A 24,532-nucleotide genomic window follows, 5' to 3' on the forward strand; every position below is an offset into this window, starting at 1 on the left:
ACGCGGCGCCCGGCGGCGACGATGCGTGGCATGCCGGGAAAGCCGCCGCGATTTGGCCATCCAAATGGCCGCCGCCAAGTTGACCGCATCGCGCACCGCACCGCTGCGAACTGGGCGTGGATCGGACGTGAAACATACGCGACACCTTCACCCGCCGCAGACGCACGGCGACACCCTCTCGTGAAGCGCGTGCGCGAACAAAAAAAGGGAGCCCGAAGGCTCCCTTTTTCTCGCGCGAAGCGGTACGAATCAGCGCTTTTCGATCGGCACGTACACCTGATCCTCCGGACCGGTGTAGTTGGCGCTCGGACGGATGATCTTGCCGTCCTGGCGCTGCTCGATCACGTGGGCGCTCCAGCCAGAGGTGCGCGCGATCACGAACAGCGGGGTGAACATCGCCGTAGGCACGCCCATCATGTGGTACGCGCTGGCCGAGAACCAGTCGAGGTTGGGGAACATCTTCTTAAGTTCCCACATCAGCTTCTCGATGCGCTCGGACACATCGAACAGCGTCGGGTTGCCACCCTCGGTGCACAGCTTGCGCGAGACTTCCTTGATGATCTCGTTGCGCGGATCGGACACGGTGTACACCGGATGGCCGAAGCCGATGATGATCTCCTTGCGCTCCACGCGGGCGCGGATATCCGCCTCCGCCTCGCCGGCGTTGCGGTAGCGCGCGATGATCTCCATCGCCACTTCGTTCGCGCCGCCGTGCTTGGGACCGCGCAGCGCGCCGATCGCGCCGGTGATGGCCGAGTACATGTCCGACCCGGTGCCCGCGATCACGCGCGCGGTGAAGGTCGAGGCATTGAACTCGTGCTCGGCGTACAGGACCAGCGACTTGTCCAGCGCGTGCGCATGCAGCTCGCTGGGCTTCTTGCCGTGCAGCAGATGCAGGAAGTGCGCGGCGATCGACTCGTCGTCGGTCTCGGTCTCGATGCGCTTGCCGTTGTGGCTGAAGTGGTACCAGTACAGCAGCATGGAACCGAAGCTGGCCATCAGGCGGTCGGCGATGTCGCGCGCACCGGTGAGGTTGTGATCCTCCTTCTCGGGCAGCACGGTGCCAAGCACCGAGCAGCCGGTACGCATCACGTCCATCGGATGGGTGGCGGCAGGCAGCAGCTCCAGCGCGCTCTTCACCGGCGCGGGCAGGCCGCGCAAGCGCTTGAGCTTGGCGCGATAGGCATTGAGCTCGGCCCAGTTCGGCAACACGCCGTGCACCAGCAGGTAGGCGACCTCCTCGAAGCAGCCCTTGGCTGCCAGGTCGTGGATGTCGTAGCCGCGGTAATGCAGATCGTTGCCGCTGCGGCCGACCGTGCACAGCGCGGTGTTGCCCGCGGCCACGCCGGACAGGGCGACGGATTTCTTGGCCTTGGGAAGAACTTGCTCGCTCATCGGATACCTCTCCTCAAATGCATGCGACTGGCCGCCACGCACGAACGCCGCGCGACGGCCGGGAAATCCGGGCCTGGGGTCAGCCCTTCTGGTTGGCGAACAGCGCGTCCAGCTTGTCCTCGTAGGTGTGGTAGCCGAGGAAGTCGTACAGCTGCTCGCGCGTCTGCAGCGTGTCGATGATGTTCTTCTGGGTGCCCTCGCTGCGCACGGTCTCGTAGAAGTTCAGCGCGGCCTTGTTCATGGCGCGGTAGGCCCCGCAGCAGTACAGCGCGATGTCCACGTTGGCGCTGCGCAGTTCGTCGGTGGTGAAGAACGGCGTGGAGCCGAACTCGGTGAGGTTGGCCAGGATCGGCACCTTCACCGCGGCCTTGAAGCGGCGATAGTCGTCCAGCGACTTCATGGCCTCGGGGAAGATCATGTCGGCGCCGGCCTCGACGTAGGCGCAGGCGCGGTCGATCGCCGCGTCGATGCCCTCGGCGGCTGCGGCGTCGGTGCGCGCCATGATGACGAAGCCCGCGTCGGTGCGCGCGTCGACGGCCGCCTTGACGCGGTCGACCATCTCTTCCTTCGGCACCACTTCCTTGCCGGGACGGTGGCCGCAGCGCTTCTGCCCGACCTGATCTTCGATGTGCACCGCCGCCACGCCGATATTGATGAACGAGCGGATGGTGCGGGCGATGTTGAAGGCGCCGCCCCAGCCGGTATCGATGTCCACCAGCAGCGGCATCTGGGTGGCGTCCACGATGCGGCGCGCGTCGGTGAGCACGTCCTCCATGGTGGAGATGCCCAGGTCCGGCATGCCCAGCGAATTGGCGGCCACGCCGCCGCCGGACAGGTACAGCGCCTTGTAGCCGACGCGCTTGGCCATCAGGCCGGCATAGGCGGTGATCGCGCCCATGACCTGGAGCGGCTGTTCCTGGGCGACTGCGGCGCGAAAACGCGCTCCGGGGGATGCGATCTGGGTCATGGAGCCTCCGCGTAAAGCGGCGATTTTAGCGCGTGCGGCCGCTCCAGCTCGTGCTGCGGGGCAGCAATCGCATTTTCTTGCGTGACCCGGACGAGCCCCTCGCTTACCCTCGAACGGATGAGCACACCTACCCGTCTCGCCACGCGCATCCTCTGGGGCCTGTTCGTCGGCGTCGTCGCCGCCGTCGCCACGCTGGCCGTCGGCCAGTTCCATCCGCCGGCGCTCAAGGCCATGCAAGCCTTCTCCACCGCGGTGTTCGATCCGCTGGGGCAGATCTTCCTGCGCATGCTGTTCTTCGTGGTGATTCCGCTGGTGTTCGCCTCGCTGGCTTCCGGCGTCGCCCAGCTGGGCCGGCTGGATCGACTCGGGCCGCTGGCCGGGCGCACCTTCGCGCTGTTCGCCGCGAACATGCTGATCGCGGTGGCGATCGGGTTGACCATGATGAACCTGCTGCAGCCGGGGCATCACCTGGAGCCCGGCTCGCGCGAGCGGCTGATGCAGGAGTACGGCGGCAAGGCGCAACTGGCGGTGGAGCGCCAGCATGAGCAACCGGGCCTGAGCTTCGCCACGCTGGTGGACATGTTCATGCCGCGCAATCTGTTCGGCGCCTTCGTCGGCAACGACCGCGGCGCGCTGGGCGATGTGCTGCCGCTGATCCTGTTCGCCATCCTGGTCGGTGCCGCCGCCACGCTCCTGGACGAGGACAAGCGCGCGAAGGTGCAAGCCGGCCTGGACCTGATCAGCGAGCTGATGACCGGCATCGTCGGCTTCGCGCTGAAGCTCGCCCCGATCGCGGTGCCGGCGATGATCTACAGCGTCATCGTAAAGATCGGCACCGATATCCTGCTCACCCTCGCGGTGTTCGTGACCGGCTGCGCAGTGGCGCTGGCGCTGCATCTGTTCGGCACCATGTCGCTGTGGCTGCGGCTGCTGGCCGGGCGTTCGCCGCTGGCCTACTTCCGGCAGATCCGGCCGCTGCTGATCACCGCCTTCTCGACCAGCTCCAGCAGCGCCTCCCTGCCCGCTTCGCTGGCGGTGGCGCGCGACGACCTGAGGCTCGCGCCAAGCACCGCCGGCTTCGTGCTGCCGCTGGGCGCCACCATGAACATGAGCGGCACGGCGCTGTTCGAAGGCTGCGTGGTGCTGTTCGTCGCGCAAGCCTTCAACGTCGACCTGACGCTGGCCCAGCAATGCGTGCTGATGCTGCTGTCGGTGCTGAGCGCGGTGGCGGTCGCCGGCATCCCCGGCGGCTCCATTCCGCTGATCGCCGGCCTGCTGTCCACGTTCGGCGTACCGCCGGAAGGCGTCGGCATCGTGCTCGGCGTGGATCGCATCCTGGACATGCTGCGCACCACGGTGAATGTGGGCAGCGACATCGTCACCGCCACCGTCGTAGACGCACAGGTGAGCCGCGCCGAGGCCCGCCAGAAGTGAAAGCGCCTGCCTGGCTGGCCGCTCCGCTCGCGTTTTTGTCACGATAGAGAGCGCAAGCTTAAAGAGTCAGCGCAGGCGCCGGAGCATCGATAGCCACCACCAATCGATGCCATCCCAACAATCAATTAGATATATGCCCGACTCCGGGCTATCTTTACGTTTCCAACAACCACAACACGGGAAAACAACGATGTCGTTGATCAATACCCATATCAAGCCGTTCAAGGCCCAGGCTTACAAGGACGGCCAGTTCGTCGAGGTGACGGACGCTAGCCTGAAGGGCAAGTGGTCGGTGGTGGTGTTCTACCCGGCCGACTTCACCTTCGTGTGCCCGACCGAGCTGGAAGACCTGGCCGATCATTACGCCGAATTCCAGAAGCTGGGCGTGGAGATCTACGGCGTGTCCACCGACACCCACTTCGCGCACAAGGCGTGGCACGACACGTCCGACGCGATCAAGAAGGTCAAGTACACCCTGGTCGGCGACCCGACCGGCACCCTGACCCGCAACTTCGACGTGATGATCGAAGAAGAAGGCCTGGCGCTGCGCGGCACCTTCGTGATCAATCCGGAAGGCCAGATCAAGCTGTGCGAGATCCACGACAATGGCATCGGCCGCGACGCTTCCGAGCTGCTGCGCAAGGTCAAGGCCGCGCAGTACGTCGCCTCCCACCCGGGTGAAGTGTGCCCGGCCAAGTGGAAGGAAGGCGAGAAGACGCTCAAGCCGTCGCTCGACCTGGTCGGCAAGATCTAAGCCACTGCTTTCCCGTGCTTTGCGGCCCGCCTTTTCGGGCCGCCCCGGGACCCGGCACATCCCGCCGGGTCCCCTTTCCGGAACACACAAGCTGCCCGCGACGCCCGGCTCATCCGCCGGGTGCTCGTGGCGCTCACCCCGAAGAAACCGAATCACCGATACGACGGAGTCACCACCATGTTGGATGCCGATCTGAAGACCCCATTGAAGGCCTACCTCGAGAAGGTCACGCACCCGATCGAGCTGGTGGCCTCCCTCGACGACAGCGCCAAGTCGCAGGAGCTGTCGGAACTGCTGGACGAGATCGCCTTGCTGTCCGACATGGTCAGCGTGAGCCGTACCGGCACCGACCCGCGCAAGCCGTCCTTCGCGATCAACCGCGTGGGCACCGATGTCGGCGTGCGCTTCGCCGGCATTCCGCTGGGTCACGAGTTCACCTCGCTGGTGCTGGCCCTGCTGCAGGTCGGGGGCCATCCGTCGAAAGCTGCGCCGGAGCTGCTCGAGCAGGTGCGCAACCTCGAAGGCGAGTTCCGCTTCGAGACTTTCATGTCGCTCTCTTGCCACAGCTGCCCCGATACCGTGCAGGCGCTGAACCTGATGAGCGTGGTCAACCCCAACATCAAGCACGTGGCCATCGACGGCGCGCTGTTCCAGGACGAAGTGAACGAGCGCCAGGTGATGGCCGTGCCCACCGTGTTCCTCAATGGCGAACCCTTCGACCAGGGCCGCATGGACGTCGAGCAGATCGTGGCGCGTCTGGACACCGGCGCGGCCAAGCGCGACGCCGAGAAGATCAAGGCCAAGAAGCCCTTCGACGTGCTGGTGGTCGGCGGCGGTCCGGCCGGCGCCGCGGCGGCGATCTACGCCGCGCGCAAGGGCATTCGCACCGGCGTGGCGGCCGAGCGCTTCGGCGGCCAGGTGCTGGACACCATGGCGATCGAGAACTTCATCTCCGTCGCCTATACCGAGGGCCCGAAGCTGGCGGCCTCGCTGGAACAACACGTGCACGAGTACGACGTGGACGTGATGAACATGCAGCGCGCGGAGAAGCTGATCGCCCCGGCCGATCCCGACGGGCTGTTCGAAGTGCACCTGGCGAACGGCGCCTCGCTCAAGTCCAAGACCGTGATCCTTTCCACCGGCGCGCGCTGGCGCAACATGAACGTGCCGGGCGAACAGGAGTACCGCAACAAGGGCGTGACCTACTGCCCGCACTGCGATGGCCCCCTGTTCAAGGGCAAGCGCGTGGCGGTGATCGGCGGCGGCAATTCCGGCGTGGAAGCAGCGATCGACCTGGCCGGCATCGTCGGCCACGTCACCCTGCTGGAGTTCGACGGCAAGCTGCGCGCCGATGAAGTCCTGCAGCGCAAGCTGCGCAGCCTGCCCAACGTCACCATCATCGTGAACGCGCAGACCACCGAAGTGCTGGGCGACGGCAAGAAGGTCAGCGGCCTGGCCTACATCGACCGCAACAGCGGCCAGAGTCACAGCGTGGCACTGGAAGGCGTGTTCGTGCAGATCGGCCTGCTGCCCAACACCGATTGGCTGAAGGGCACGCTGAAGCTGTCCCCGCGCGGCGAGATCGAAGTGGATGCGCGTGGCGAAACCTCGATCCCCGGCGTCTTCGCTGCCGGCGACGTCACCACGGTGCCGTACAAGCAGATCGTGATCGCCATGGGCGAAGGCGCCAAAGCCTCGCTCAGTGCCTTCGATCACCTGATCCGCATGCCGGTGATCGAAGCGGAAGCCGTCGCCGCCTGATCGTTTGACTCTCGCCCGCGCGGCGGGCCCCCGTTACGCCAACAGGCGGGGGCTCATCGCGCGGGCGATTTTTTTTCATGCCTGGTCCGGTCCGCGCGCCAGCGCGCGGCGGATCTCCTCCAGTGCGCCCGGGTCATCCAGCGTCGACAGATCTCCCGGATCACGCTGCTCCGCCAGCGCCTGCAACGAGCGCCGCAACAGCTTGCCCGAGCGCGTCTTCGGCAACGCGCTCACCACATAGACACGCGAGGGCTTGGCCACGCCGCCGAGCTGATCGACCACCCGCTGCTGCATGGCCTTCGCCACCGGCCCCGTCGATGCGCCGGCATCTTGCTTGAGTGTGGCGAACACCACCGGCACCTGCCCTTTCAGTTCGTCGTGCACGCCGATCACCGCGACCTCGGCCACGGCCGGATGCGTAGCGACGGATTCCTCGATCTCGCGCGTGCCCAGGCGATGCCCTGCCACGTTGATCACGTCGTCGGTGCGACCGAGGATGGTGGTGTAGCCATCCTCGTCGCGAATGGCCCAATCCAGCGAGCTGTACAGCAGTTCCTTGAAGTGACTGAAGTAGCTGCTCAGATAGCGCTCGTCGTTACCCCACACCGTGCTGAGGCAGCCTGGCGGCAAGGGCGGTTCGAACACCAGCACCCCCTTCTGCCCCGGCGCTGCCTCCTGTCCGCTCGTCTCGTCGATGACCTTCATCCGGTAACCCGGCGCGGGCAATCCCGGCGAGCCGAACTTCACCTTCTTCAGTTCGAGGCCCGGCATCAGGGTGATCGCCGGCCAACCGGTTTCGGTCTGCCAGTAATTGTCGATCACCGGCACGCCGAGGCCATCGGTAATCCAGTGCGCCGTCGGCTCGTCCAGCGGCTCGCCGGCGAGGAACAGCCACTTCAGCGCGGACAGGTCATATTTCTTCAACCATTCCGGATCCTGCTTCTTCAACACGCGGATGCCGGTGGGCGAGGAGAACATGGTGCGCACGCCGTAACGCTCGCACAGGTACCACCAGATGCCCGGATCGGGCCGCGTAGGCAACCCTTCGTACAGCAGCGACGTTGCGCCTCCGATCAGCGGGCCGTACACGTTGTACGAATGCCCCACCGCCCAACCCACGTCGGACGTGGAGAACATCACCTGCCCCGGCGCGATGTCGAACACATAGCGGATCGACATCGCCATCGCGACCGCATAGCCGCCCACGTCGCGCTGGATGCCCTTGGGTTTGCCGGTGGTGCCGGAGGTATAGAGCAGATAGCTCGGCTCGTTCGACTCCAGCCATGCCACGGGCACTTCGGCGTGTTCGTGATCCTTGCGCAGCTCGGCGTAGTCCAGGTCGCGGCGCGCCACGCGCGTCATCTGCGGGTCGAGGCCACGATCCACGATCAGCACGTGCGGCGGTGGCGCGATCGATTGCTCCAGCGCCGCATCCACCAGCGGCTTGTACGGAATCACCTTGCCGCCGCGCATGCCCGCATCCGCGGCGATCAGCAGCTTCGGTTGCGCATCGTCGATACGCAGCGCCAGGTTGTGCGCGGCGAAGCCGCCGAACACCACCGAATGGATCGCGCCCAGTCGCGCGCAGGCGAGCATCGCGAACACCGCCTCGGCGATGTTGGGCAGATAGATCACCACGCGATCGCCGCGCCCCACGCCAAGGGAAGCGAGTACGGCGGCGAATACGTTCACCTCCCTGTAGAGCTGGCGATAGCTCAGCTCGCGGGTGATGCCCGTCTCGGTGGAAATCGCCACCAGCGCGAGCTGCTCGCCGCGCGCGGCCAGGTGCCGGTCCACTGCGTTGTGGCAGAGATTGGTGATGCCGCCGGCGAACCAGCGGCGAAACGGCGGGCGGGCGTAGTCGAGAATGCGTGCCGGCGCGGTTTCCCAATCGATCAGCCGCGCCTGCTCGGCCCAGAACGCTTCCGGCTCGTCGACTGATCGCCGGTAGAACGTCTCGTAGTCCATGTCCGCACCCATCGCCAGCTATGGGTGGAAAGACTCGCGCATGCAGGGCGCCCGATTGCAGTAGACCTTGGTCGTACCGGCACAGGCGGGATTAGTTACATATGCAAATGTTCAAAATGGCGTTTGGAACGATGCAATAAAAACCCACGTGAAGAAGTTTTATGCAGAGAAAATGCCAAGGCCGCACGTTTAACAAATCCGTTTTCAAAGCCGAGAAATAAATCATGTGAATACCGAAAATAATCTGTAATTAACACGCATCCTTCACATTTCATCACTGAGTATCGACTCGCCCAGCAAACGCGCGTTGAGGTGCTCAGGGTGGGCATGGGGAAACGACGCGCACATGCCACTGGGACAGGGGAGTGGCTGATCCGGTAACGACACCCGCGATGTGTCAGAACTTGCCTGATTCCAGGAGGGGATCGGGCATCGTGTGTGTCCCGCCGGCAGCCCATGACCAGTCACTCGGATGCGTTTCTTGGAGGAAATGGCGATGAGTAAGAGACATGTGAGCACCGTCCTGAAACAGACCCTTCTGGCCACCTGCATACTTGCCGCGGGCATATCGCTCTCGGCGTGCTCGGGGCACAGTTCTTATAAATCCGGCGGCGGCGGCGGGATCGTGAATCCCGGCGGCACCGGTGGCGGCGATAACGGTGGATCCGGCGGCGGCGACAACGGCGGCGGCGGTTCCGGTGGTGGCGACAACGGTGGTGGTGGCACCGGAGGCGGTGGTACTGGAGGCGGTGGTACTGGAGGTGGCGGCACCGGCGGTGGCGGCACCGGCGGCGGCACCGGAGGCGGCGGCACCGGCGGTGGTGGCACCGGAGGCGGTCGCGGCGGCACGGGCGGTGGTGGCGGTGGAGACAATGGCGGCGGCGGTGGCGGCGACAACGGTGGCGGTGGCGGTGGCGGCGGTACGACGACGCCCGCGCCCACTGGCGTCGTCGGCGCCGTGGCGACCGGCACCGGCGGCATTGTCACCAGCATCGGCAATACGGTCACGGGCATCGGCCAGCAGATTCCCAACACCACCATCCTCGGCAATACCCCGGTCACCCAGGGCCTGTCCGGCGTGGTCACCAATACTGGTGAAGCGGTGGCGGATCTGGGCAACGGCCTGAGCAGCGGCCTGGGCCAGATCGGCAACACCAGCGACCCGGTCGGCACCACCGTAAAGAGTGTGGGCACCTCCACCGGCGATCTCGGCCAGGCCGTGAGCAGCCTCGGCGGCACCGTGACGGCTGTCGGCGCGTTCCAGGGCTCGCCGATCACGCCCATCACGTCGCTGGTCGGCAACCTGGTCACCAAGGTGGGTGATGGCGTCACCGATCTCGGCGGCGACCTCAACAGCAAGACCGGCACCGGCCTGCCCAAGCAGCTGACGCAGACGCTCAGCAATACGCTGACGCCGATCGTCCTGCTCGGCCAGAACGGCAGCGCCACCGGCAATCCGACCAACCTCGTCGCGGCGGTATCGCAGGCGGGCGGCGGCGCGGTCACCGGATTGGGCGGCGGCCTCACCGGCGTGGGTGCGTCGCTGAGCGGCTCGCTGCCCGGCGGGCTCAACAATCCCACCACGACCGCGCTGGGCAGTACCGTCGGCAGCCTCGGCGGCAGTCTCACCACGCTGGGCACGGGCATCGACAACGGGCTGGGCAAGTCCGGCGCCATTGCCAATCCGGTCGGCGTGACGCTGGCCGGTACCGGCGGGGCCGTCTCCGGCCTCGGCGGCACCGTCAACAGCGCGGCGACGGTGGTCAGCAGCCTCAGCAGCAACGGCCAGCTCGGAGCACTCGCTCCGGTGACCAACACGGTCGCCTCCGTGGTGAACGCGTTGGGCAATACGGTCACCGGCGTCGGAGGTACGGTGACCAACACCGTCAATGGTCCGGCTCAGCCGGTAACGCAGGTGCTCAGCAACGTGGTCAACACGGTCGCCAACGTCACCACCACGCCGATCGGCGCAGGCACCGCCACCGGCGGGCTGGCCGGCGTGGGTACGCTGGTGAACAACCTGACCGCGCCGCTCACCTCGGCGACCTCGGGCGGCACCTCCAGCGGTTCGGGCACCAACGCGGTCACCGGCCTGGTCGGTGGCCTGGTGGGCACGCTCAGCTCCACCGCCGGCGGTACCTCCGGCACCAGCACGTCCACCGGCGGCAATACCTCGACCAACAGCGGGGGCTTGCTAGGCGGACTGCTGAAGAAGTAAGCAGCAACGAATGAAGAGGCGGCCGCACGGCCGCCTCTTCGCATGAGACCACCCATCCGCGCGCACGGGCGGCGTCCATCGCCGCGCCGTCTGCGCGCATGGAGCGCCAAGCGACACACAGGAGCGTCGAAGCATGAGGAGATGGTTGGTGTTCGCCACCGCCGCCGTGACCTCGACCGCGGGCTGGGCCCAGAGCCGCCCGCAGGTCGCCAACCCCCTGCAGACCTTGCCCCGCGTCGAGACGCCCGCCCAGCAGCCCAGCGTCACGCTCAACGTGGAAAAGCAGCGCAACGACCAGCTGGCCGCGCTGATGGCCACCACGCTCACTCCCACGCGCATCGACATCGGTGGCGTGCATTCGGTGCCGTTCGACCAGGTGGCTGCGCTGTTCAAGCCGCTGACCGGCAAGACCGTGCGCATCGCCGACCTCGTCGCCGCCGCCGATGCCTGCACCAAGCTCTATCAGGAACACGACTACGCGCTGTCGTTCTGCTTCGTGCCCGCGCAGAGCTTCAAGGACGGCGTGGTCAATGTCAGCGTAGTCGAAGGCTACGTGGCCGAAGTGGACATCGCCGGCAAGCCCGGCAACATGGAAAAGAAGATCCGCGCCATCGCCGCCCACATCACCGCCGACCGCCCCCTGCGCCGCAGCACCTTCGAGCGCTACATCCAGACGCTGGGCATGCTGCCCGGCGCCAAGATCAAGGCGGATATCCCCGCGCCCACCACCACCGATGGCGCGACACGACTGAAGCTCGACGTCAGCCGGCAGCGCTACGACATGAGCACGGGCATCGATACCAATCACCCTGGCGTGCAGGGCATCTTCGCCGGCTCGCTCAACGGCATGACGCCGCTGGCCGAACAGCTCAGCGCCTCGGCGCTGTACCCGCCGGGTCGCGGCAAGCAGGAGTTCTACAGCGCCGGCTATGCGCAGATGCTCGGCTCCAGCGGCCTGATGGGACGACTCAACGCCTCGCACTTCTACGGCAACCCCGATATCGACAACCAGCTGCCCTCGTACCTGCGCCACCGCCTCAGCCAGGACCGCCTGGATCTGAGCTTCAGCTATCCGCTGATCCTGGCCAGCCGGCGCAGCCTCGTCCTCGGCGGCGGCCTGTACGGCTCCAACCAGGAGGACAAGTACCGCAACCTCATCACTGGCGCGCAGCTGGCGCTGAAAACGGACGTGCGCGTGCTGCATGCTGAAGTGGACTTCACCCAGGCCGCCGAGAAACGTACGCGCAAGCTGAGCTTCGGCATCGCGCAGGGCCTGGACGCGATGGGCGCCGGCGCCCGCGGCGTCACCAACATCCCCGGCACGCAGGTGGCCAATCCCACCGACGTGAGCTTCACCCGCTACAACCTCAGCGCGATGCAGAGCGACAGCTGGCCGGCGCACCTGGTCAGCGTGGCCAGCGTGACGGGCCAGTACAGCCACTATCGATTGCCCTCGACCGAACAGATCAGCTTCGGCGGCCCGCGCTTCGGCCTGGGCTATGACCCGGGCTCGGTCTCGGGTGACAGCGGCTGGGGCGCGTCGCTGGAACTCAACCGCCCATTCACCGTGAGCTCGAAGTGGCTGAAGACGTTGACGCCTTACGTGCTCGGCCAGGCGGCACGTGTCTACCTCAACGGCAGCCGTCCCGCGGTGGATACGCTACAGACCGCGGCGCTGGGCCTGCGCTTCACCGACGGCAAGCATTACTCCGTGGACATCTCCGCGGCGCAGCCGGTGGGCGACAAGACGCAGGACAACCTGGCGCGGCATACGCGCTATGACTTGACGTTCTCGTACCAACTGTTTCCCTAGTGCGTCTCGGCTCCCCTTCGGGGAGAAGGTGGCGGCAGCCGGATGAGGGGCGGGTGCTCGAGAAGGAGGCCCGACGAAGCGGGCATGCTTCGAAAGAAGGCCCCCGCTTCACCGCTCCGTAGGTCCCCTCACCCCAGCCCTCTCCCCGCAGGGGAGAGGGAGAAGCATGGGAACCGGCATTAGCCGGTATGTGTTATTTGCCCCCACCCACTCGCCTGACAAGCTCCTGGACACCCTCCACCGGGACGCCGCGATGCGCGAGTTCTATCGCCACTTCTACTTCTGGGTGTTGCTCGCGATCCTCGCGGGCGGCCTGATCGGCCATTACTACCCGACCACCGGCGTCGCCCTCAAGCCGCTGGGCGAAGGCTTCATCTCGCTGGTGAAGATGTTGATCGGGCCGATCATTTTCCTCACCGTGGTGCTTGGCATCGCCGGCGTCTCCGACGTGAAGAAGGTCGGCCGCGTGGGTGCGAAGGCGATCCTGTATTTCGAGGTCGTGTCCAGCTTCGCGCTGGTGATCGGCTTGCTGGTGGTCAACACGCTCAAACCCGGCGCCGGCTTCAACGCGACGCCTGCCTCGCTCGATGCGTCCGCGGTTGCCAAGTACGCCAATGCCGCACACGAGCAAGGCACTGTGCCGTTCCTGCTGCATCTGATCCCCAAAACATTCACGGACGCCTTCAGCGGCGACGGCGATCTCCTGCAGGTACTGCTGCTGGCGCTGCTGTTCGGTTTCGCCATGATCCACGTGGGCGAACGCGCCAAACCGGTGATGACGCTGCTCGAAGCACTGTCCAAGGTGTTTTTCCGCATCATGGGCATGATCATGCGCCTGGCGCCGCTCGGCGCGATGGGCGCGATGGCCTTCACCATCGGCCAGTACGGCGTGCACAGCCTGGGCCCGCTGCTGAAGCTGATGGGCAGCTTCTATCTGGCCTGCGTGCTGTTCGTGGTGATCGTGCTCGGCGCGATCGCGCGCGCCACCGGCTTCAGCATCTTCAAATTTCTGCGCTACATCCGCGACGAACTGCTGCTGGTGCTGGGCACGTCCTCGTCCGAGTCCGCGCTGGTGCCGCTGATGCAGAAGCTCGAGCGCCTGGGCTGTTCCAAGTCCGTGGTCGGCCTGGTGGTGCCCAGCGGCTACTCGTTCAATCTGGACGGCACCAATATCTACCTGACCATGGCCGCGATCTTCGTGGCGCAGGCGCTCGGCGTGGAGCTGACGCTGACGCAGGAACTGACCTTGCTGGCCGTCGCCATGCTCACCTCCAAGGGCGCGTCTGGCGTCACCGGCGCGGGATTCATCACGCTTGCCGCGACGCTGGCCGTGGTGCCGTCGGTGCCGGTCGCCGGGTTGTCGCTGATCCTCGGCATCGACCGCTTCATGAGCGAAGCACGCGCCATCACCAACATCATCGGCAACGGCGTGGCCACCGTGGTGGTCTCGCACTGGGAGAAGGAGCTCGACCACGCCAGTCTGCACGCCGCGCTCGATGGCCGTCCGCGGTCACCCGCCGCGGATGAAGCTCCCCTGCTCGACGCCGGCTGAGCAGCCGCCCGACTCCTTCGCCCGACCCACGGAACTGCCATGAAACCTGTCCAAGGGATCGTCTTGTGCGCCCTGTGCCTGTCCGCGACCGAAGGAACGCGCGCGGCCGACATCAACCACTGGCCGATCAAGTACACCACCGCTACGGGGACCGAATGGAGTCTCTACGGCAATTACCAGTACGACGCCATCGACGTCCGGCACAGCGACACGATCGAGGACGCCCATACGAACCGCCGCAAGGAGCTGGGTTTCACCGCGCGACGGAAAGGCGCATGGGATGCGCTCGTCTACTACGACTTCCAATCCAAGCTGTGGCTTGACGTGTATTGGCGCGTGGACAGCCGCTGGCTGTTCGGCGACGACTACGGCAAGTTCCGCTTCGGCCACAGCAAGCTGCCGGTGGGCTTCGAGGGCGTCACCATCTCGCGCGCCGACAGCTTCATCGAGATCGCGCTGCCGATGCAGGCGTTCTACGAAACCCGGCGCACGGGCGTCGACTGGGCTTTCGAGCGACAGACATACCTCGTGAACCTGGCCTATTACTTCGGACCCGATCTGCAAGGCGACAACGATGGCACCACCGTCGCGGCCCGCGCGGCCTGGACACCGTTGAAAACCGACGGCGACGTGCTGCACCTGGGTGCTTCGGCGTCGATCGAAACGCCCAGCGCCACCACGGACGGCCGTGGTATTCGCCATACGCCGACCACCCGCTGGCGCGCGCGCCCCGAGGACGGCCTGACCGACGTCCGCCTCGTCGACACAGGCCCGCTCACCCATGTGGACGACACCCACCGCATGGGGCTGGAAGGGCTATGGATCGACGGCCCGCTATCGTTCCAGGGGGAGTACCTGCGGACGCGCACGCACCGCACCATGGGCCTGCCCGACTTCATGGCCCACGGTTATTACCTGTTCGGCAGCTACGTGCTCACCGGCGAATCGCGCCCGTATGCGGCCGGCAACGTCAACAACCTCAAGCCGCGAAGCCCTTGGGGGGCGGTCGAGGTGCTGGTGCGCTACAGCGCGCTTGACCTCGACCACGGCAACGTGCGCGGAGGGCGCGAGCACGACCTCACCTTCGGCGCCAACTGGTACCTCACCCAACATTTCAAGTTCCAGGCGAACTACGTGAAAGCGGACGCCACCCGGCACGGCGTACGACAGAACCCGGACATCATGGAGCTTCGCGCGCAGATGTACTTCTGAGCGCAGCGCCGCCAGGAGAAAGGCACCACATGAGCACCACCACCACCGACATCCTCGCCACGCGCCCTTCGGCCATGACGGCCGGTCAGCGCTTGCGTTCGATCTTCAGCGGCTCGATCGGCAACCTGGTCGAGTGGTACGACTGGTATGTCTACTCGGCGTTCTCGCTGTACTTCGCCCATGTGTTCTTTCCGGACAGCGACCAGACCATGCAGTTGCTCAACACCTCCGGCGTCTTCGCCGTGGGGTTCCTGATGCGCCCGCTGGGCGGCTGGATGCTGGGCACCTTCGCCGACCGGCGCGGGCGCAAGGCCGCGCTGCTGCTGTCGGTGTTCATGATGAGCCTGGGTTCGCTGATCATCGGGCTCTCGCCCGGCTATGAGCACATCGGTGTCGCCGCGCCGATCCTGCTGGTGCTGGCGCGGTTGCTTCAGGGTCTATCGATCGGCGGCGAATACGGCACCTCGGCCACGTATCTCAGCGAGATGGCGCCGCGCGAGAGCCGCGGCTTCTGGTCCAGCATCCAGTACGTGACCCTGGTCGCCGGCCAGCTCATCGCGCTGGCCTTGCTGGTGGTACTGCAGCAGTTCGTGCTCAGCGCCGAGCAGCTGCATGCCTGGGGCTGGCGCATTCCGTTCCTGATCGGCGCACTGCTGGCGGTGATCGCGGTGATCATCCGCCGCAACATGGACGAGACCACCTCGTTCAAGAAGGCCGCGCACCTGGAAAGCCCCTTGCGCACCCTGCTGCGCCATCCGCGCGAAGTGCTCACCGTGATCGGCCTCACTATGGGCGGCACGCTGGCGTTCTACACCTACACCACCTACATGCAGAAATTCCTGGTGAACTCCGCCGGGATGAGCAAGGCGGACGCCACCTCGATCTCCACCGCCGCGCTCTTCGTGTACGCATTGCTGCAGCCGGCCTTCGGCGCGCTGTCCGACCGCATCGGCCGGCGGCCGCTGCTGGTCGGCTTCGGCGTGCTGGGCGCGCTGCTCACCTACCCCATCCTGTCGACGCTCAAGGAGACCCACGACTGGTGGCAGGCATTCGGCCTCATCATGGCGGCGCTGATCATCGTCAGCGGCTATACCTCGATCAATGCGGTGGTGAAGGCGGAGCTGTTCCCCACCGAGATCCGCGCCATCGGCGTAGGGCTGCCCTATGCGCTGGCGCTGTCGGTGTTCGGCGGGACGGCCGAGTACATCGCACTGTGGTTCAAGAAGATCGGCCATGAGGAATACTTCTACTGGTACGTCACCGCCTGCATCGCCTGTTCTCTGCTGGTATACATAGGCATGCGCGATACCCGGCGGCATTCGCGCATCGTCGAGGACTGATCGGCCGCGCGAACGCGGCGGGAAGGGATACCGCCGCCGCGACCGCAGGCGCCCTTCTTCCGTCCATGCCCATTCCATTGCGCCGCCACGGCAAGACCCTCGCCATCGCCGCATTGCTCGTGGCATGCATGGCGCTTTCCGGCCTGCTCGCCTATCGCCTCGCCCTGCGCCATGCGCTGGGCAAACTGGCCGAGGACAACGCCCAGCAGCTGCAGCTGCAATCCCTCGCCCTGCAGCGGCTGATCGACCGCTACCGCGTGCTGCCGGGCACGCTGGCACTCGACCCGGAACTGCGCGCGGCGCTGATCACGCCGCCGGACGCCACCACGCAGCACTACCTCAATCTCAAGCTGGAACACGCCAACGGCGTCACCCATGCCTCCACGCTGACCCTGCTCAATCGCGATGGCCTCGCGCTGGCGGCCAACAACTGGCGCGAGCCGAGCAGCAACGTAGGCCACCGCTATGATTTCCGCCCCTACTTCCAGAGCGCGCTTGCCCACGGCCTCGGCACGTTCTACGCGGTAGGCATTTCCACCCACGTGCCTGGGTACTTCATCGCCGAAGCGGTGAAGGATCCACAGGACAACGTGATCGGCGTGATCTCAGTGAAGGTGCCGCTGGTTGAGCTAGAGCGCGAATGGCTGCACGGCGACGACACCTTGCTGCTGGCCGACAAGGCCGGCGTGGTCTTCCTCACCAACCAGCGGGAATGGGAATTCCGCGAACTCACCCCGCTCGATCCCGCCGAAGCCCGGCGCATGGAAGCCACCCGCCAGTACGAAGGACAACAGCTGCAACCAGCCGACTACCGCGTACTGGACGAACTGGGCGATGGCAGCCGCCTGGTGCGCATCACCGAACCGGCCGGAAGCGGCACACGCCTTTGGACCTCGCTCAATCTGCCGCTGGAAGGCTGGACCCTGCACCTGTTGCGCAATGCTTCGGGCAGCCTCGCCAGCGCGCGCCTGGCCACCGGCCTGGCTGCGGCGGCGTGGCTGCCGCTGATCCTGCTTGGCCTGTTCCTTCAGCAGCGCCGCCGGCTGGTCCAGCATCGCCTGCACAGCCGCGCCGAACTCGAACGCCTGGTCGCGCATTACACCGGCGAACTGCGCACGGCGCAGGACAGCGTGGTGCAGGCCGCGCAGGCGGCAGCCAGCCGCAACGCGAGCCTGGAGCATCTGCCGCAAGGCATCAGCGTCGTGGACAAGGACCTGCGCCTGGTCGCCTGGAACACGCGCTACCAGGAAATCTTCAAATTCCCGCCCGGCCTGCTGCGCGTGGGCATGCCGATCGAAGAAGTGCTGCGCTACAACGCGCGCCTGGGCCGGCTCGGCCCGGGCTCGGTCGAAGAAGCGATCCAGCGCCGCCTGGATCACATGCGCAGCGGCTCGGCGCACATGTTCGAACGCGAACGCCCCGACGGCAGCGTGCTGGAGATTCGCGGCAACCCGCTGCCCGAGGGCGGCTTCGTCACCAGCTTCGCCGACATCACCGCCTACAAGACCGCGGCGCGCGACCTGCGCAACCTCGCCACCACGCTCGAGCACCGCATCGAAGAACGCACGCGTGACCTGGAAGCGGCCAAGGCCGAAGCCGAACTGGCCAACCGCAGCAAGACGCGCTTCGTCGCCGCCGCCGTGCACGATCTGCTGCAGCCGCTGAATGCCGCGCGCATGTATGTGGGCGTGCTGCGCGGCCGCCTGCCCGACGGCGAGGACCGCGGCCTGGCCGATCGCGTGGAGAGCGCGCTGGAAGCGCAGGACGAATTGCTCGCCAGCCTGCTCGACATCGCGCGCCTGGAGGCCGGCGCACTGGCCGCCAAGCCGGTCGATCTTCCGCTGGAACCGCTGCTCGATGGCCTGGCCCGTCAGTTCGGCATCCTCGCCTCATCGCGCGGACTGGTGCTGCACTACGTGCCCTGTCACGCCACCGTACGCAGCGATCCGCTGCTGCTGCGCCGCGTATTGCAGAACTTCCTCTCCAACGCGATTCACTACACGCCGCGAGGGCGCGTGCTGCTGGGCTGCCGCCGCCTGAGCGAAGGCGTGCGCATCGAAGTGTGGGATACCGGCGTGGGCATTCCGCAGGCCAAGCAACAGGCGATCTTCGAGGAGTTCCGGCGGCTCGATACCGGTATCGACCGCGACGGCCGCAGCGCGGGGCTCGGCCTGTCGATCGTCGATCGCATCGCGCGCCTGCTCGATCATCGCGTCGGGCTGCGTTCCTGGCCGGAGCGCGGCAGCGTGTTCTCGGTCACCGTGCCGTATGGCGATCCGGCCGGCGTGGTGGACGTTCCTGCCACGGGCTCGGCGGCGTCGGATGACGATTCGCCGCTGCGCGGCTGTCGCGTGTGGTGCGTGGACGATGAGCCGCGCGTGCGCGAGGCGACGAGTGCCTTGCTGCGGCATTGGGGTTGCGAGGCCGTCCTTATCGATAGCGCGGAGCGGGCGCTGGCGCTGGCTCGCGCAGGCGAGGCGCCGGACCTGCTTCTGCTGGATTACCAGCTCGCCGAGGATGTCACCGGGCTGGACTTGCTGCCCCGGCTGGTCGAGCGCTGGGGAGTGCGGCCGCCGACCATCGTGTTGTCGGCGCAGAAGGACGCGCAGACGCGGGCGCGTGTATTGGAGGCAGGTTTGCGCTTTTTGCCCAAGCCGGCGATGCCTGGGGCGTTGCGGGCATTGATGTCGCAGGTGTTGCTGGCTGGTGAGGGTTGATCCCTGTTGCGTTGACGTATCCGTGTCTCTGCCATGAGCAAGGGTTTCGAACCGCAGCGGCTAGCGGGGACGCCGCACTACTCAGCTGTCGACGACTCGTCCAGATCAAGCGACTTCGCCAGCACCGCCGCCTGCGTGCGTGAACGACAATCCAGCTTCTTCAGCACCGCCGTCACGTGGATCTTCACGGTGTTCTCGGCCAGGCCGAGCTGATCGGCGATCTGCTTGTTGAGCAGGCCTTCGGCCAGCAGCATCAGCACGCGCAGCTGTTGCGGCGTCAGCTGCGCGAGGCGCGCCGCCAGGGCGGCATCCTGCTCGCTGCGCTCGGCTTTTTCGGTGGTGAACCAGCTGCCGCCCGCGAGCACTTCGCGCACCGCATCACCCAGCGTGCCGACCGGTGCCGATTTCGACACGAAGCCGGCGGCGCCGAATTGCTGGGCGCGGCGTACGGTGCGCGGATGGTCGTTGGAGGAGATCACCAGCACCGGCACTTCCGGGCGCTCGCCGCGCAGCAGCACCAGCGAGGAAAAGCCCATCGCGCCGGGCATGGTCAGGTCCAGCAGCACCAGATCGATGGATGCCTCGTCGGCGAGCGCGCTTTCGAGCGCGCTCTGGCTGGCTACTTCGATCACCCGCACGTCCGGCAGTGCCTCGCGCAGCGCGTGCAGGATCGCGGCGCGGAACATCGGGTGATCGTCGGCGACGAGAATGGTTTGCACGGTGGATCCCTTCTGATCGGACGGCGCGATCGCCCTGGGCGCCCGCGACCCGGGGTGTTGTAGCAGAGGCTCGCCGCCACGGCTATCGCGAGGCTTGACCCTTACGTAACGTAAGGCCTCAGTGTCCGCCCCCGCACCGAAGGAGAACTCCATGCTGTTGACCGTTGGCGAACTCGCGCGGCGTAGCGGATTGACCGTCCGCACGCTGCACCACTACGACGCCATCGGCCTGCTGAAGCCTTCGGTGCGCTCCGCTGCCGGCTATCGACTCTACGATCGGGCGAACATCGAACGCCTGCACCGTATCCGCGCCCTGCACCAGCTGGGCCTGTCGCTGACCGACATCGGAGTCGCCCTGTCCGGGCCGGAGCAACCCCTGGCCGAGCTGATCGATCGTCAGCTCGCACAGATCGACCGCGAACTGGCACGCGCCGGGCGATTGCGCGCCAAGCTCGTCCAGTTGCGCACTCAACTGGCCGCCGGACAGCCCCCCGACCTGGCCGAATGGCTGGACACCCTGGAGCTGATGACGATGTACGAGAACTACTTTTCCCCTGAAGAGATCAAGCAACTGCCGTGGCTGCACGACGCCGCCGTCCGCGCCGAATGGAGCGCCATGGTCAGCGCGGTGCAGGCAGCGCTGGATCGCGGCGTTGCGCCCGAGGCACCCGAGGCGCAGATCCTGGCGTTGCGCTGGATGCGCACGCTCTATCGGGACACCGGCGGCAATCCGGACTTCCTGGTAAGGCTCAATCGCATGCACGAGAGCGAACCGGGCTCCTGGGAAGCGATGGGCGTCAGTGCGCCCATACGGCAGTTCGTCGAGCAGAGTTTCCTGGAGGGGCGGCTGGCGATCTACCAGCGCTACCTGAAGCCGGAGGAATTCGCCTTCATGCGCCAGCATTACGCTGCGACGTTCCCCGAATGGCCGCCGCTGCTGGCCGCCCTGCGCGATGCGATGACCCGGGAGGTACCGCCGCACGATGCGGAAGCACGCGCCCTCGGCGCGCGCTGGATCGCGCTGTTCCGCCGCTACGCCGGCGACGATCCGGCGACTCATGAGCGCATCCGCGAGGCCCATGCGAAGGAACCTGACCTCACCGAGAGCGCCTGGTCCAACGAGGCCTTGATCGGCTACGTAAGGAGCATCATCGCCGTGCTGCAGGCGTCGTCGCGCCCCCATTGAGGTGTGCAAACGAAACAAGGGCGGCACATGGCCGCCCTTGTCGTGGCAACGATGCCTGCGCGCTTACTTCTTGGCGAACAGATGCTCGACGCCGGCGCGCTCCTCGCGCAGTTCCTTGTCGGTCGCTTCCATGCGGGCGCGCGAGAAGTCGTTGATCGCCAGGCCCTGCACGATCTCGTACTTGCCGTTCTTCACCGTCACCGGATAGCCGTAGATCACGCCCGGGGCGATGCCGTACGAACCGTCGGACGGGATGCCCATCGAGACCCAGTCACCGTCTACGGTGCCCAGCGCCCAGTCGCGCATGTGGTCGATCGCGGCCGAGGCGGCCGAGGCGGCCGACGACGCGCCGCGCGCCTTGATGATCGCCGCGCCGCGCTGCTGCACGGTCGGGATGAAATCGCTCTCGTACCACTTCTGGTCGACCAGCTCGAGCGCCGGCTTGCCCTTCACCGAGGCCTGATGCAGGTCCGGGTACTGGGTGGAGCTGTGGTTGCCCCAGATGGTGACCTTCTTGATATCGGTCGTGTGCGCGCCAGTCTTCTCGGCCAGCTGCGACAGCGCGCGGTTATGGTCCAGGCGCACCATCGCGGTGAAGCACTTCGGATCCAGGTCCGGGGCGTTCTGCTGGGCGATCAGCGCATTGGTGTTGGCCGGGTTGCCCACCACCAGCACCTTCACGTCACGCTTGGCGTGATCGTTCAGCGCCTTGCCCTGCGGGCCGAAGATGGCGCCGTTGGCTTCCAGCAGGTCCTTGCGCTCCATGCCCGGGCCGCGCGGACGCGCACCGACCAGCAGGGCGTAGTCCACATCCTTGAAGGCGACGTTGAGGTCGTCGGTGGCGACGACGCCGGCCAGGGTCGGGAACGCGCAGTCGTTGAGCTCCATCACCACGCCCTGCAGCGACGGCAGCGCCGGGGTGATTTCCAGCAGGTGCAGGATCACCGGCTGGTCTTTGCCGAGCATGTCGCCGGCGGCGATGCGGAACAGCAGGGCATAGCCGATCTGGCCGGCAGCGCCGGTAACGGCAACGCGAACGGGGGCTTTCATCACTTGCACTCCTTCTAAGGACAGGCGGGCCGGGCCCGCCGAGTAAATGAGGCGGGCCTTGAAGCGACCCACCGATGCGATGGATCAGGTCAGCTCGGCGAAGAAGGCCTGGATGCGCTCCAGACCCGGCTTCAGCTGCGCCGTGGGACAGGTGTAGGAAATGCGCATGGCGCGCGGCTCGCCGAAGGCCGAACCGGGCACGCAGGCCACGCCGGTCGCTTCGAGCAGCGCGGCACAGAACTCGACGTCGTTGGAGATCCTCGTGCCCTTGTGGCTCTTGCCGAAAGCGACGGAGATATCCGGGAAGGCGTAGAACGCGCCCTGCGGGCGCGGACACACCACGCCGGGAATCGCACGCAGTGCATCGACCACCACGTCACGCTTGCCGGCGAACTCCTCGCACTTGGCACGCGGCACGTCCTGCGGACCGCCGAACGCCGCGACGGCCGCCGCGGTGATCACTTCCGGCACGCTGGTGATGTGGTTGGAGTTGAGCGTGGTCACCGCCTTGGCCACCGACTCGGGGCCGGCGATCAAGCCCACGCGCCAGCCGGGCATGCCGTAGGTCTTGGAGACCGAATCGACGAACACCAGGCGCTCGCGCAGCTCGGGCCGGGCGAACACGAAGTTGTGATAGCCGATACCGTCGAACACCATCGAGTTGTAGATATCGTCGGTGACGATCCAGGTATCCGGATACTTCATCAGCACATCGGCCAGCGCGGCGATTTCCTCGCGCGTGTAGACCATGCCGGTGGGGTTGGACGGGTTGTTGAACAGGAACACCTTCGGCTTGCGCTTCAGCGCTTCTTCGAGCTGCGCCGGCGTCAGCTTGTAGTTCTGCTCCGGCCCGCAATGCAGCACGTTGGCCTTGGCGCCTGCGATGTCGGCGATGTCGTGATAGGTCGTCCAATACGGCGCGGCGAAGCAGATCTCGTCGCCCTCGTCCAGCATCGCCTCGGCCAGGTTGTACAGCACCTGCTTGGCGCCGATGCCGATGGACAGGTTCATGCGGCCGTAGCCGGTGAAGCCCAGCGCCTCGATGTGCTTGAGGAAGGCATCGAGCAACGGCTCGGCGCCGCGGTTGCTGCCGTACTGGCCGGAGTCGTGCTTGAGTGCTTCGCGTGCCGCCTCGTAGACGTGTTCGCCGGGGAGGAAGTTCGGTACGCCGATCGAGAAACTGATGATGTCGCGGCCGGCGGCTTTGAGCTGCTTGGCCTTCTCGGCGATGACCATGATCGCGCTGGGCTTGGCGCGGCCGACACGCTGGGCGAGCTGGGGCATGACTTCCTCAGGTTCTGGGGGACGAGGCAGCAAACTCGGGAATTTTAGCATGCGGCGGCGCCGCATCCGGCAGCGTCGCAAGTCTTTGCCGGCGCTGGCCTACCCGGTGCAATCCCCGTCGGGCCCGTGCATGATGCGCACGCTACCGGTCGCTTCGGATACCGGGGGGCAGCGGGCCAACAGGACGGCGCCCGTCAAGCCGTACTCAGGGGATTTTTCCAACCACCGCGGAGGAGACGGGTATGCATTGGCTGTGGGTATTCATCGTCGGTCTGGTCGTCGGCCTGCTGGCCAAGGCCATCATGCCGGGCAAGGACCCGGGCGGCTTCATCATCACGGGGCTGCTGGGCATCGCCGGCTCGGTGGTCGCCACCTACGTGGGCGAGAAGCTGGGCCTGTGGGGCGAGACCGGTTTCGTGCACTTCCTGGCCTCGATCGGCGGCGCCGTCGTACTGCTGCTGCTCTATCACTTCCTGTTCAAGCGCAATTCCGCCGCCTGAAAAACCAAAAAGCCGCCGGCGGGATCGCCCCGCCGGCGGCTTTTTCTTTGCCTGTCAGGCCTGCGCCTTGTTGCCGCCGAACAGCGAACCGGCCAGCGAGGCCAGCGAGCCGAGGTCGATGCCGCTGCCGCCCTGCGGCACCTGGCCATCGGGGGTGAGGTGATCGACCGCATGCGGCAGCACCTGCGACAGCTGGCCGAGCAGGTCGCCCGGATTGACGCCCAGCTTGCCGGCCGCCTCCTGTACCACCGAGCCCAGGCCGCCGTTGTTGAGCGCCTGGCCCAGCTGGTCGCCGGAAATCTGCTGGTTGGCGCCGGTGCCGACCCACGACTGCGCCGCTTCGCCGAGGCCATGCTGCTGCAGGATGTTCATCAATCCCTGCAGGCCGCCGGCCTTCTCGATCAGCTGGCCCGCCACGGAAATCAGCGAGCCGCCCTGTTGTCCTTCCTGGCCGCCCTGCCCCAGCAGACTACCCAGGCCGCCAAGCAGATCATTGAGTGATGCCATGTTTGCTCTCCCTAGAAGATGAGGTCTACCCCGGTAGCGCACGACTGGCGCGTCCGACGATTCTAGGCGTGCTTGGGCTAGCCGCATGTGACGGGTGCGTTAACGAACGAAGGCCGCCATCGTTGCCGACGGCGGCCTTCTTCATGTCGCGAAAG

18 protein-coding genes are annotated in these 24,532 nt (G+C 66.4%); 11 read left to right on the forward strand and 7 right to left on the reverse strand.

Going from position 1 to position 24,532, the window contains the following annotated elements:
• Window positions 1-249: 249 nt before the first annotated feature.
• Together prpC and prpB are read right to left on the reverse strand one after the other, a co-directional pair.
• Window positions 250-1,395 (reverse strand): bifunctional 2-methylcitrate synthase/citrate synthase, encoded by a 1,146-nt coding sequence (gene prpC / locus ACNR9O_RS13910; RefSeq protein WP_473687871.1) that lies wholly within the window; start codon window positions 1,393-1,395, stop codon window positions 250-252.
• A gap of 79 nt (window positions 1,396-1,474) precedes the next feature.
• Complete coding sequence (prpB, locus tag ACNR9O_RS13915) at window positions 1,475-2,362, reverse strand: methylisocitrate lyase (RefSeq protein ID WP_473687870.1); 888 nt, start codon at window positions 2,360-2,362, stop codon at window positions 1,475-1,477.
• Between the two features lie 117 nt (window positions 2,363-2,479).
• On the opposite strand from prpB, the gene ACNR9O_RS13920 reads away from it, so the two are divergent.
• From ACNR9O_RS13920 to ahpF, 3 genes are all read left to right on the forward strand, one after another.
• Window positions 2,480-3,796 (forward strand): dicarboxylate/amino acid:cation symporter, encoded by a 1,317-nt coding sequence (locus ACNR9O_RS13920; protein ID WP_473687868.1) that lies wholly within the window; start codon window positions 2,480-2,482, stop codon window positions 3,794-3,796.
• 190 nt (window positions 3,797-3,986) lie between these two features.
• Entirely contained in the window at window positions 3,987-4,550 is a 564-nt protein-coding gene (gene ahpC, locus ACNR9O_RS13925; RefSeq protein WP_473687865.1) for an alkyl hydroperoxide reductase subunit C, read from the forward strand.
• 177 nt (window positions 4,551-4,727) lie between these two features.
• Window positions 4,728-6,311 carry an alkyl hydroperoxide reductase subunit F gene (ahpF, locus tag ACNR9O_RS13930; protein ID WP_473687863.1) on the forward strand — a complete coding sequence of 528 codons (1,584 nt, stop codon included), beginning with the start codon at window positions 4,728-4,730 and terminating at the stop codon, window positions 6,309-6,311.
• A 75-nt stretch (window positions 6,312-6,386) separates the two neighbouring features.
• On the opposite strand, the gene prpE is transcribed toward ahpF, so the two are convergent.
• A complete protein-coding gene (gene prpE, locus ACNR9O_RS13935) occupies window positions 6,387-8,279 on the reverse strand; it encodes a propionate--CoA ligase (protein ID WP_473687861.1) in 1,893 nt (630 codons plus the stop codon).
• Window positions 8,280-8,775: 496 nt separating this feature from the next.
• Here prpE and ACNR9O_RS13940 point away from each other — a divergent pair, with 496 nt between their 5' ends.
• The 6 genes from ACNR9O_RS13940 to ACNR9O_RS13965 all read left to right on the forward strand — a co-directional run bounded on the left by ACNR9O_RS13940 (window position 8,776) and on the right by ACNR9O_RS13965 (window position 19,131).
• Window positions 8,776-10,497 carry a collagen-like triple helix repeat-containing protein gene (locus ACNR9O_RS13940; RefSeq protein WP_473687859.1) on the forward strand — a complete coding sequence of 574 codons (1,722 nt, stop codon included), beginning with the start codon at window positions 8,776-8,778 and terminating at the stop codon, window positions 10,495-10,497.
• A 133-nt stretch (window positions 10,498-10,630) separates the two neighbouring features.
• Window positions 10,631-12,310: a ShlB/FhaC/HecB family hemolysin secretion/activation protein gene (locus ACNR9O_RS13945; RefSeq protein ID WP_473687857.1), complete on the forward strand. Its 1,680-nt coding sequence runs from the start codon at window positions 10,631-10,633 to the stop codon at window positions 12,308-12,310.
• A 253-nt stretch (window positions 12,311-12,563) separates the two neighbouring features.
• On the forward strand, window positions 12,564-13,862 hold the full coding sequence (locus ACNR9O_RS13950; protein WP_473687855.1) for a dicarboxylate/amino acid:cation symporter: 1,299 nt from the start codon (window positions 12,564-12,566) through the stop codon (window positions 13,860-13,862).
• Between the two features lie 39 nt (window positions 13,863-13,901).
• Complete coding sequence (locus tag ACNR9O_RS13955; RefSeq protein WP_473687853.1) at window positions 13,902-15,074, forward strand: OprO/OprP family phosphate-selective porin; 1,173 nt, start codon at window positions 13,902-13,904, stop codon at window positions 15,072-15,074.
• 29 nt (window positions 15,075-15,103) lie between these two features.
• Window positions 15,104-16,414: an MFS transporter gene (locus ACNR9O_RS13960; protein ID WP_473687851.1), complete on the forward strand. Its 1,311-nt coding sequence runs from the start codon at window positions 15,104-15,106 to the stop codon at window positions 16,412-16,414.
• A gap of 65 nt (window positions 16,415-16,479) precedes the next feature.
• The gene (locus ACNR9O_RS13965; protein WP_473687849.1) at window positions 16,480-19,131 is read left to right on the forward strand and encodes a hybrid sensor histidine kinase/response regulator; all 2,652 of its coding nucleotides are present in this window, start codon (window positions 16,480-16,482) and stop codon (window positions 19,129-19,131) included.
• A 77-nt stretch (window positions 19,132-19,208) separates the two neighbouring features.
• Here ACNR9O_RS13965 and ACNR9O_RS13970 read toward each other — a convergent pair whose 3' ends face one another.
• Window positions 19,209-19,850: a LuxR C-terminal-related transcriptional regulator gene (locus tag ACNR9O_RS13970; protein WP_473687847.1), complete on the reverse strand. Its 642-nt coding sequence runs from the start codon at window positions 19,848-19,850 to the stop codon at window positions 19,209-19,211.
• Between the two features lie 151 nt (window positions 19,851-20,001).
• Here ACNR9O_RS13970 and ACNR9O_RS13975 point away from each other — a divergent pair, with 151 nt between their 5' ends.
• The gene (locus ACNR9O_RS13975) at window positions 20,002-21,036 is read left to right on the forward strand and encodes a MerR family transcriptional regulator (protein WP_473687845.1); all 1,035 of its coding nucleotides are present in this window, start codon (window positions 20,002-20,004) and stop codon (window positions 21,034-21,036) included.
• 63 nt (window positions 21,037-21,099) lie between these two features.
• Here ACNR9O_RS13975 and ACNR9O_RS13980 read toward each other — a convergent pair whose 3' ends face one another.
• Window positions 21,100-22,086 (reverse strand): malate dehydrogenase, encoded by a 987-nt coding sequence (locus ACNR9O_RS13980; RefSeq protein WP_473687843.1) that lies wholly within the window; start codon window positions 22,084-22,086, stop codon window positions 21,100-21,102.
• A gap of 84 nt (window positions 22,087-22,170) precedes the next feature.
• Window positions 22,171-23,370 carry a pyridoxal phosphate-dependent aminotransferase gene (locus tag ACNR9O_RS13985; protein WP_473687841.1) on the reverse strand — a complete coding sequence of 400 codons (1,200 nt, stop codon included), beginning with the start codon at window positions 23,368-23,370 and terminating at the stop codon, window positions 22,171-22,173.
• A gap of 242 nt (window positions 23,371-23,612) precedes the next feature.
• Here ACNR9O_RS13985 and ACNR9O_RS13990 point away from each other — a divergent pair, with 242 nt between their 5' ends.
• Window positions 23,613-23,870, forward strand: a complete 258-nt coding sequence (locus tag ACNR9O_RS13990) for a GlsB/YeaQ/YmgE family stress response membrane protein (protein WP_473687839.1) — start codon at window positions 23,613-23,615, stop codon at window positions 23,868-23,870.
• Window positions 23,871-23,924: 54 nt separating this feature from the next.
• Here the strand turns inward: ACNR9O_RS13990 and ACNR9O_RS13995 are convergent, their stop codons facing one another.
• Window positions 23,925-24,377: a YidB family protein gene (locus ACNR9O_RS13995; protein ID WP_473687837.1), complete on the reverse strand. Its 453-nt coding sequence runs from the start codon at window positions 24,375-24,377 to the stop codon at window positions 23,925-23,927.
• Between the last annotated feature and the right edge of the window lie 155 nt (window positions 24,378-24,532).

This window comes from Dyella sp. CR10 (genome assembly GCF_055814425.1).